This is a genomic window from Streptomyces musisoli (assembly GCF_016741855.1).
GTDB classification, from domain to species: Bacteria; Actinomycetota; Actinomycetes; order Streptomycetales; family Streptomycetaceae; genus Streptomyces; species Streptomyces musisoli.
Window position 1 is genome coordinate 1 of sequence record NZ_JAERRH010000128.1, and the last position, 368, is coordinate 368.

Consider the following 368-nt stretch of genomic DNA (forward strand, 5'->3'; position numbering starts at 1 on the left):
CTGACGCCTCCACCTACAACATGCCGGTCGTGCTGCGGTTGGACGGTGTGCTGGATCGGGGTGCGCTGGTTGCTGCGCTGGGGGATGTCGTCGGGCGGCACGAGTCGTTGCGGACGGTGTTTCCGGAGGGTGCGGATGGTGTTCCGTTCCAGGAGGTCCGTCCGGTCGGTGTCGGTGTGGTGGATGTGGTGGTGGAGTCGGCGACGGAGGAGTCGCTGGCCGGCCTGGTGGCGGGGTTTGCGGGGCGCGGGTTCGACCTGACGTGCGAGCTTCCGTTGCGGGCGGCGCTTTTCGAGCTGGCCGCGGACTCGCACGTTCTTGTGGTGGTGCTGCACCACATCGCGGGTGACGGCTGGTCGATGGCGCCG

1 protein-coding gene is annotated in these 368 nt (G+C 68.8%); it reads left to right on the forward strand.

Annotation, left to right across the window (positions count from 1 at the left end):
- Window positions 1-368: condensation domain-containing protein (locus JK361_RS40770; RefSeq protein ID WP_201828292.1), on the forward strand; the 368-nt coding region annotated here is incomplete at both ends.